General features: G+C 45.9%; 1 protein-coding gene. It reads left to right on the plus strand.

Annotated features, from left to right (window positions below):
- Positions 1–273: RNA polymerase factor sigma-54 (locus tag FS736_RS23455; RefSeq protein WP_144481527.1), on the plus strand; the 273-nt coding region annotated here is incomplete at its 5' end.
- Positions 274–381: the final 108 nt, after the last annotated feature.

The following is a 381-nucleotide window of genomic DNA, read 5'->3' on the forward strand; positions in this document are numbered from 1 at the left end:
GAAGTGGCGATGACGATCATGCGTGAGGATTTGGTTGTGTTTGGTGAAAAAAAGTGGAAAGGAGTGTGGAAAATGGTGAATATAGAATTGAAGGATATGGAGAAGGTGGATGAGGAGATGGAAAAGGTTAATGCGAAAGGAGGGGGAGGTTTGGAGGGTGGAAAGGGAGGGTATATTGTTGGGGATGTAGTGGTGAAAGGTGAAGGTGATGACGTTTGGGTAAGGGTATATGATGGTTTGATTGGGAAAGTGTGTTTTAAGGATGGGTATTAGGGAGAGGTATGAGAGGATAAGGATGAGGAAGTGAATAAATTCGTGGAGGAAAAGGAGGGGGATTATGAGTGGATCCGGCGGAGCGTGGAAGAACGGAAGGAAAGGCTG

It is taken from the genome of Cytobacillus oceanisediminis 2691 (assembly GCF_007678455.1).
GTDB lineage: Bacteria > Bacillota > Bacilli > Bacillales > Cytobacillaceae > Mesobacillus > Mesobacillus oceanisediminis_A.